The following is a 9,625-nucleotide window of genomic DNA, read 5'->3' on the forward strand; positions in this document are numbered from 1 at the left end:
TATTCAATAACTGGAATTGGCGATCATACTCTATGTCTTGTTTACCTTGATGTCGTACATATCGTTAAATCAATTTGTTCATTCTAGCAGTTCTTATCTAAAAAATATCCTCTCCCCCAAATTTTATTTCCTACCCCTTTTCGTATTCGCGAAAATTTATTAAGGCGTATTGATCTTTTCTGTCAATACAATAAATCATTGATATGTTGGCATGGTTTCCCTCTAACTTGTAATATCTACTTGAAATTGCCGTATACCTAATTTTCGGCCAAGCGACTGTAACGCCAATTGATACAATCTTTGTCTATACCTTTCCCACTATTGCGGTTTCTTCGCCATGCTCCTTAAAACAAAGGAAAGATACGCTGTTCTATGTGCTATTACAAACTATGTGATTAACTTCATCGAATTACTCTGGTTTACTAAAATCGTCAACGTACTTTAAGACGAGACAATATGTGTTATTGGAACGAAATGGGGTAAATAAAAAGCGCGGAAGATTTAGCATCATCAGCTAATTAACCAGAGTAACCACTCAGATGCTGGTACATCCTTTTTAAGGATCTATAAGTGTTTAAGTTGCTTAGCCAGAGAGCTAGTGCTCGTTTTTTAAGAAAATACTCTGGTTTCCGCTTTTCGATACAGAGGTCTTGAATACTTACCCCTCTAAGGGAACTTGATCGATAAGGGACATATCCCTACAAACGTAAATATTTCCAGGTTAGCATTTGCGATGGGATAAGATCCCATCTGCTAACTAGATGCTCGTTATTTAATGTATAATATTTTAGAAATTGAGGCTTGTTTTAGTTTTAGTTTTAGTTTTAGTTTTAGTTTTGGTTGTAGTATTTTATTTTGTAATTATTTTTAGTTTATTTAAATACAAGCAAAACTTTTTTATTTGAGAAAGAAAAGAAAGGAAAAGTAAAATGAAAAAAATTAGTGCATTATCGTTAGTTATGATGAGTGCTTTGACTAGCCAAGTTGCATTTGCAGATGCTACAGCTGTATTAACATGGAATGGTCAAATTGGAGCGAATTTGGCTGATAATGATTACATGATTACTGGTAATAATGGTTCTACATCTGCTGATGTATTTAAAGGGGCGTTTTTAGATATTCAACCTAATGCAACATTCGATTCGGAGCATATTGTATTGGAAATGCGTGCGAATAGTGGAGACGCTACAAGTCCTGTAGCTGGTGATCTTTGGTCTGGAGGTACTGTTACTTGGACGCTTGATAATGTAATTGCTGATATTGATGGTGTTGACTTGCAAGCACAAGCAGGTGGTGCGCTTCCTATTGTTGTGTCTATTAATGGTGAAAATGTAAGCAAAGGCGCGAGTTACAGTGATACATCATTTAATCGAATTGGTGTTAAAGTTAGTAATCAGCAAGCTCTGGATCCAAGTGTAGTAGCCGGTCGTGATATTGTTGTGGAAGTAAATTTATCGGCGACAGCCGCTTAAGATATTAGGTCTCTAGTCAATGATATTGTTGATCGTGTGATCGTGTGATCGTGTTAATAGTACAAGAGTACATAAACTCTTGTACTATTATTATTATAGAAAAAAATAATGAGATATCTGGTTTATATAACGTGCTTGATTTTGTTGAGTGCTAATTGCTTTGCAAAAACAAAATATTTCAGAGGTAGCACAGATGTTACTACAAAAATTGAAATTTATAATTTGTATACAGAATCAATCACTGGAGTTTCTATTGTCCCAAATAAAATCAATTTGAAATTATTGTCGGATAAGAGCGGTTTTGAAAGAGAAGATGTGCATTTAATTATAGAGACAGATATTCCTTCAGGTATTGCTAATATGCCAGATGTTAGTATTGATGTTCCTTATTCAATTGAGTTAGTTCAGAATGACGCTCACTGTATAAATGGTAACTTTTTAAATGATGCCGTTGATTTTTCAGCCACACAATCAGCAAATCCTATATTTGTTTCCACGTTAATTAACAACGTTGGTTCTGGCAGTGATAATTATCAGTTTGTCGGAGTCGGAAGTCCGAATGGTTCAGTTGTAGTTGATGATTTCGCTGAAACAGATTCGCTATCTAATGGGCTATTGGTTAAAAAGAATACCCACAAGGTTGAATTGAGCTTTTTAACAATATCGGATATTGCACAAGCGATGCCTAGTGGTAGTGCAATGAACACTGAATGTGCTGGTAGCCTCTCTTTTTCTGTTACTATAGGTTTATGATATGTTATTTCGACTCGTCAAAATAAAAGCGATGATAGCAATTTGTTTACTTCCTACATTGGTTGAAGCAAGCTCTTTGAAAAATAACATACCTAGTGGTTTTGATGAATTCTTTAGAAATAGTATTAACGAAATAAAACTTAGAAATTTAGATGGTAGCTTTACAGATCCTATTTTGCTTGTGTCTAATTATCAAACAGTTAAGCTGACAACTGTAGAAAGTCATTCTAAGATTCGTGACTTTTTAAACGATAATCGCATTGATGCCAAATATGTAGATGAAATAATCAAAGCATTGTCGGATGGAGTTTCTAACCAAAGTTCATGTCGCGGGTATATTACTGAGTGTGTATTATATCCTGAAATTTTCGAGTTTGTTTTCAATAATAGAGATAAAGAATTATATTTGTTTGTTCACCCTAAAGTTTTAGATTTAGGAAAAGGTCCGGATTCGATTTCTTATCACTCAGCTTATAGCGAGCATTCTGGGATTGTAAATAACGTAAATATGTATTTTTCATCATATTTGGATCAAGATACATCTGTGTCGATTAATGATCAGTTGGTTGCGGGTTTACCTTATGGGTATATCACATCTAATGTTGGCACTAATGTTGGTTTTGGAAATAGTAATAAAGAAAACGATCTTACTTTGTATGATATTTCTTATAATTTAGACTGGGATGACAAGCTCATAAAATCCGGTTATTTTCAATACTTGCCGAGAGTAAACTCCACTGACTTTCTCTCTGGCTCTAGTTCAATTATGCCACAAACTTCATTTTTTCTAGGTTCATCAAAAAATATGATAGTCGGCGGGAGTAATGCGAATAAACAGTTTAACTTTTATTCGGCTCAAAGCGGCGATGTTGAGCTTATTCGAGATGGTCGAATTATATATCAAGGAAATGTTGAACAAGGTCAAAATTCTATTAGTTACAATGAATTGCCATCAGGACGTTATGAAGTTGAGTTGGTTTTGCGTACAGGGGGAGCTCCGGTAAATCAGGGTGTTTACTTCATCTTTAATAGTATTGAAGATAGCCTAACTCAGGGGCAATTTGATTATTTAATTTCAGCTGGAAAAACGTCATCGGGCAATGGAATTTCAACAATTGAGTATGAAAACGGTCAAGAAATAGAAAGCAAAGCGTTTGTTCAAGGGCGTCTTAGTTATCAATTATTACCTAGATTACTTATAGGCCTTGGTACGAAAGTAATTGAAGATGAAGCCGCATTTGAAGTTGGCATGCAGTATTCACTTGGGTCTTTCGATGCTGATATAGTCTTAAATAGTCATGTTTTTAGCGATGGTCATTTTTTGAACACGACGTTTTCATCCAATTGGGGTAGTCTAAATTATGAAAAAATGAAAAGTGAAGGAGGATATTTATCTACTTATCTCTATAATTCATCAAGTTATGAAAAGTTGTTCTGGTCATCTAACTACAGATTTGATAATGGTTCTTCTTTATATGCTGTGTATACGTTAAGTAAAGATGAAAATTTGGAACAAGGTGAGCGTATTTATGATGATGTATTGTTAGGTTATAGATTTGATTCTTTTAGCCGTTCGTCATTCGATATCACTGTTCAAACTGATAGTGACTTTGAAGAGGGTTCTTTTTCGATAATGTGGACTTTACCACTATCTGATACTGTCGATTTGATATCGTCGGTAATGGGTGACAAGAGTTCAGCTAATCGCTTCTCTAATACGCTAAATAAAGCTGATTTATTAGAGTCTGACCTGATTAATAGTTCATTAAATATAAGTAATTTGTATGACAGGCGCCAAGGCACAGTTTCTCAAACAGGTATGATTACGGCTAATGGTATTGGTGATAAAGCACATTTTGGTGGTTCGCTTTATGCAAACAGTGACGGTACTATTGGGGCAACGGGTACTATATCTTCTACACAAATATTTTCTGATGAACTATATATTTCATCAAAATCGGCTTCATCTTATTTAGCATTGGATATTAAAGAGAAAAATAAGAATTTAATCGATAAAGAAGTAAACGGTTTTGTGACGGTTAATCAGGATGGGCGTAATCTAGTTAAGAAATCCACAACGGATTCGCTTAATATCATCCCGCTCTCGAGCTATAGTCAATATCGAGTGAATTTTGATGCTGAGAGTGTTGGATTAAACAATACCGGAGATAAAAATGCGACGTTTTTTTCTACGCCAGGTAAAGTTTTAAAATTTGTTCCACAAGTACATAAAACGGTTTCATTTATTAGTGGCTTTAATAATATTAATAATAACTTCGTCTCTAACGTAGAATGCTTAGGCGACGGATGTATATCGGTTGTTCAACTTATCGATGGTGTTTATCGTGTCACTGTTTTAGAAGGGTTTGATTTTAGATTAGTCAGTGATAGGAATGAGTGTTTTATACCTAGAAATGAACATAATGTATATATGAACTTTGGTAAGAATTATTGTTTGCCAACGGATACGGACGGCGTATTTGCTGTAAATGTTGATGGAAGAGGTTATGAAGCGATTTATGTCGGATTATTTACTAATGCAGAATTAAAGCAAAGCGGCATAATTAAACAGTTAGAGAATTATAGTTATCATATTATCACTAAACCAGTTGGTCAGTTAAACGCTGTTTATATAGCCAACAATAGAGTAAAAATGACGGATTTGCTCGTAAATCATATAGATTCAGTAGAGAAATTAAAAGAAAATGCTATAAGAAAATATATTAACAATATTGTTTTTCCAGTGGCGAAACAATAATTTAAGAGGTCAAATATGAGATTTTTAAAAGTAAGTTCTGTATTGATTTTGGTATTTTGTCAATTTTTATCTTTGGCCCAAGCGTCAGGGTTAGTTGTGGATAAAATGTTTATTATTGCAGACGAAAAAAAGAATGGATTGTTAACATTAACAAATACTAGTGACTTGCCTTTGTTTATTTCGGCGAATATTGATGAATTTCATGTAAACGAAGACGGATCTGATTTTATTAAAACGCCCTATAACGCTAATAATGTAGAAAACTGGAAAATTAGTACAACTCAAAATAAGCTAGTTCTCCATTCTGGTGAGTCAAACAATGTAGGTATTAGAAGTCTTTGTTACAATGTGACATGTGATAGTTCCCGAGATTTAATGTTTTTCGTGACATTTATGCCATCACCGTATCGAGATCCGGGCGATAGCTCTGATATGAGTTCCGCTATGCAACTTAATTATGGTTTTTCTCCAGTTTTTATTATTCCAACAGACAAACCAGATATAAAATACAAAATTAATCGTACAGATGATAATTTAGTGGTTGAAAATAAAAGTAACACTCTAATATATGTTTCTGTTAATAGTTGTGATAATGATAAAATGTATTCTGGATGTTTTGTTAGATATATTGTAATTGCAGGCAGAACGAAGGTCTTTCAATTACCATCTGAAATAGAAAACAAAGAAATTACTGTTGATGTTGCATCCTATGACAATTCATTTAATAAACATGGTAAATTAAATATAAACGATGAGTTTAAGGATTAACAATGAAGTTATTCTATCTAATTTTTTTTCATATTGTTATTTTTTCAAGTTCAGTAGCACAGGCAAAAATAGAATATCGAGTTAAAGTTGGTGCTAACGGCATTCAATGGGAAAACGCTGTCGATATTTCCGCGGATGAGAAGGTGATCTCTAATTGGCATGAAGCCAGTTCATTGGGATTGCCTACGGTAAAAAGTTGGGTGCCAAGCACGTTTGTAGTCCCTCCTGCGAAAGGAATTAAATTTTTTGGCTATTCGACTTTAAACGGCAGTGATTCAATTGAAGTTTCTAGTTTTTCTGTGACGGGGATGCAATACAACACTATTGGTATTGCAAGCTCAAAAGTTTCTTCTGGAATTGGTAGTGGTTGTAACTCTCAACTTATTTCTGGATCTGTTATAGATGTTCGGGGAGATAATTGTGTATCAAATATCCGTATAGATAATGATATATTATCCGTGCCATTCGTTTTGTATCGACCAATCATTTCTATTGATAATGCTGAGCTTCTAGGTGCATTAGATGGTTCTAATCAAGGTGTTTACTCAGCATCCGTGCCTGTTTCAATTAAAGTACCTTATTATATCGGGTCGACACTAACTTACCGTCAGTTCAGTGACGTCATTATTATTGTAATAGATTATGATCCAGTTTGGATTACTAATGTTGATTTGATTCCAGAAAACGTGGTTTTACAACCTATTTATTACCCAACTAGTCGACTTGTGTCGAGTAATGAAGCTGCTGTTCAAGTTAAAGTTGATGGTTATTTTAGTAATGGTATTCGATTATCTCTTTTAGATAATAATTACTTTTTAGAAAACACTAATAATGTCAATATTAAAATACCATATTATATTCACTGTAAAGGTTGTGGTGCTAATCGAAATGAAAATAAAGTGTTGGTTAATGATAGTGGTACGATTTTAAATCAATGGGTCACTATCGGGAGTGGTGTCTCTCTAATAAATGATCCAATTATATTTAATTTAGCATTTGGCTATATAGATGTAGATGGTACAACTCTAACTTCTGGAGAATATATGGATACTGTCAACTTTGCAATTGAACCAGAGATATAGATAATGAGAAAATATAATCGAGCAGTCTTTTTGATGTTTTCTATTCTTGTAACGAGTAAAGTGTTTTCTCAAGAAGATAATGTTACTGTTAACGATAACATTAAGTTTGGCATTGGTTATGCTGGAAGCTTAATTGAATCAGGTGAAGGGTATGATGAATATCATGGTTATGAGGTTTCTTTCGGCTATATATATCAAGACAGATTTTTGGTAGAAACGGGACTGTCAAAACTTAATAGTAGTAACGAATTTAATCCTGACAATTATTTTTTAAGATCTAGTAGGGTATTTCCTTTAAGTGATTATGCCTCTTATTATGTGGGCGCAGGAGTTAATTATCTTAATAAAGAAATCTATCCAGGAATCAATGTTGGTATCCATTTTGAGTTTCACAAGGATTGGTATGTTGATGCTGGTTATCAAACCTTAATTTCGGATATAAATGACAATATATATTCATTACTGTTGTCAATAAATTATAAGTTTGAAATAAATCCAATTCAAGTTGATAATGTTAAGGATGATTTTATTGTTCTATCTCGTCCGACAACAAGTATCAAAAATTTTGATGGTGATAAACGCGTAAAAAATACGTATTATAAAAAATATTCCGTGATAAAAGGTGATAATCTTACATTTATTTCACGTAAGTTAGGTGTTCCATTACATGAATTAATATTATCTAATCCGCAACTAGCGCTAAAAAGAAATTCAATTGACCTTATTTATCCAAGCGAAATTATATATTACCCAAGTCGAAGGTAATACATTTTTTAAATTTTAAGGTTATAGGTTTTAATTTAACTTGTGTAGGTTATTATGCAAAAATTATTATTAATTGCCATTTTTCTGGCTCCATTAACATCGTTAGCTTCACCTTATATAGGCCTGGAATATGGGTTTGGTTTTCACAAGAGTCAATTCAACGCAAACTTTTCTGATGGCGTCACTTTAAAACCTGAGTTTGATTATGGTATTGTTAGTGCAACGTCTGGATTTTCATTCAATGAAAAATGGGCCGCGGAACTCAGCTATAGCCAATATAAAATAAGTGAGTCCCGGAAAGATATTAGTGTTGATACCCCTGGTCTATATTTCGATAAAGAGTGGGACGCATCTATGAACGTTAAGCAAGTAGAATTATCTTCAGTGTATACGCTCGCATTAGATGGCCAATGGAGTGCTAGACTTAAAACCGGCGTCACATATAATCAATATCGTGCAAAATCTAGAAAAACTGACAATCAGAATGTAAATGGCGAAGAACTAAGTGAAGTACTTTTGAGTCACAAGTTAGAAGAAAATCATTTTGGTGGTGTAATTGGTGGGGCTATAGTTTATGATTTTTCGCCCATGCTATCACTTGGGGCTAGCATCAATCATCAAATGGACAAATTTAATGCAATGACAAGTTTAAATTTGATGACTAGATATTATTTTTAATTTTATTCTGTATATACAGAAAACCACGGGTTTATCCTTGGATGAATGCTTTTGGAGGCGGTACGATGGATAAATGCAATATTATCCATCGCCCTACAGTGTTTATTACACGAAATATCACGTAGTTTGGGTAGCTAAGTACCGTCGGAAAATCCTGAATCCTGGTATGTGCAGCTACCTACGAAAGGTTATGCCGAAGTTACTGCGAAGTTTATTTGGTGTTGAGATAGAGACGATAGGTTTTGATGAAGATCATCTGCATACGCTGTTTTTCAAGCAAGCTGTCGTCTTTTTTACAATTTAGTAACATGAATGATTACGCTGCACACTTTTCAGGGTTCAAGTACACCTCATCGATATAACTCCAGTCTCTCGTCTGCCGACTCCACCTGCTTGGATGAGTCAATTTAGCACGTCGGTAGACTTGCATACGCTGTCGGAGAATTTCATTATCCTCGCCGCAATGACTCTGCTGAGGTGTTACATACTTTATGCCACTACACCTCCTCTCGCGATAACTTATGGCACTGTTATCTGACATTAAGTAATCACCCAACGCCTCCGCTACTGCGTAGCTGTGCTTCGTCGTGCCTCCTTATTGCCTTTCACTGGCTTCAATTAAGGTCGAGTAAAGGCTTGTTTTCTTATGTGCCGATTTTCCTTTCTACTCGCATCACTGGATGTCGCTCGCAGACTGTTCACCATCCTCAAACAGAAAGGAAACTTGTCATGGCACAACAAAACCCAACCCCAACTATCTCTAAATTGACGCTCAGCGACCAGCGTTTCGCCGCTGGGCACGAAAGCTTACCAAAAAATGATATCTCTTTACTGCGTACTCCTCAGCGTACAGAGGGAGAAGAGCACGGCTTTTCTCTTACGCCGTGTAGCGACATTACATTAGCTGAACTCAAAATTGCGGGATTTACTTCGCGTGATTCTAAGTTCTACCCATCCACTCAGGCTGAGGTTGAGAAGAGTATCTTGCACCACTTTAAAATAGCGGACCTAACTGACAATTTTATTGTTAAGGATGTATCAGCTCCTTCGAGATCCCTCTTTTCGTTTCACCGTTGCCCGTTTTAATTACTGGGATATTTTTGTATTAACGTCAGGAGTAAGTCATGAAATATCTATCTCACAATATTCAAGCCAAACAAACGCAAGGATTTAATGAGGCGGGGGCGTTCTTCGCTTTGTCTAATAAGTAGTTCGATGGAGCAAAAAAGAGGGCGTGAAATATGCGTCGTTAGGTATGGGTTTAATTTGCCCTGTTGATAATGCGAAGCAATTAATGACCCGTTTAGATTCTATTGCTCAAGAAGGGATCGCCGAAGACATCGAAGATA

General features: G+C 35.0%; 8 protein-coding genes. All 8 read left to right on the top strand.

Features of this window, described 5'->3' with window-relative positions; genetic code table 11:
• Positions 1-929 precede the first annotated feature (929 nt).
• The 8 genes from L3V35_RS18865 (at position 930) to L3V35_RS18900 (ending at position 9,362) form a co-directional block, all read left to right on the top strand.
• Positions 930-1,472 (top strand): hypothetical protein, encoded by a 543-nt coding sequence (locus tag L3V35_RS18865; protein WP_237300463.1) that lies wholly within the window; start codon positions 930-932, stop codon positions 1,470-1,472.
• 108 nt (positions 1,473-1,580) lie between these two features.
• Positions 1,581-2,225, top strand: a complete 645-nt coding sequence (locus L3V35_RS18870) for a hypothetical protein (RefSeq protein ID WP_237300464.1) — start codon at positions 1,581-1,583, stop codon at positions 2,223-2,225.
• Between the two features lies 1 nt (position 2,226).
• A complete protein-coding gene (locus L3V35_RS18875; protein WP_237300465.1) occupies positions 2,227-4,983 on the top strand; it encodes a CS1-pili formation C-terminal domain-containing protein in 2,757 nt (918 codons plus the stop codon).
• Positions 4,984-4,998: 15 nt separating this feature from the next.
• The gene (locus tag L3V35_RS18880; RefSeq protein ID WP_237300466.1) at positions 4,999-5,751 is read left to right on the top strand and encodes a hypothetical protein; all 753 of its coding nucleotides are present in this window, start codon (positions 4,999-5,001) and stop codon (positions 5,749-5,751) included.
• Positions 5,752-5,753: 2 nt separating this feature from the next.
• Entirely contained in the window at positions 5,754-6,833 is a 1,080-nt protein-coding gene (locus tag L3V35_RS18885) for a hypothetical protein (RefSeq protein ID WP_237300467.1), read from the top strand.
• A gap of 3 nt (positions 6,834-6,836) precedes the next feature.
• Complete coding sequence (locus L3V35_RS18890) at positions 6,837-7,598, top strand: hypothetical protein (protein WP_102333143.1); 762 nt, start codon at positions 6,837-6,839, stop codon at positions 7,596-7,598.
• Between the two features lie 54 nt (positions 7,599-7,652).
• Entirely contained in the window at positions 7,653-8,276 is a 624-nt protein-coding gene (locus L3V35_RS18895) for an AcfA family outer membrane beta-barrel protein (protein ID WP_237300468.1), read from the top strand.
• A gap of 729 nt (positions 8,277-9,005) precedes the next feature.
• Positions 9,006-9,362, top strand: a complete 357-nt coding sequence (locus L3V35_RS18900) for a hypothetical protein (RefSeq protein WP_237300469.1) — start codon at positions 9,006-9,008, stop codon at positions 9,360-9,362.
• The last annotated feature ends 263 nt before the right edge of the window (positions 9,363-9,625 follow it).

Source organism: Vibrio sp. L5-1 (assembly GCF_021728315.1).
GTDB lineage: Bacteria > Pseudomonadota > Gammaproteobacteria > Enterobacterales > Vibrionaceae > Vibrio > Vibrio splendidus_K.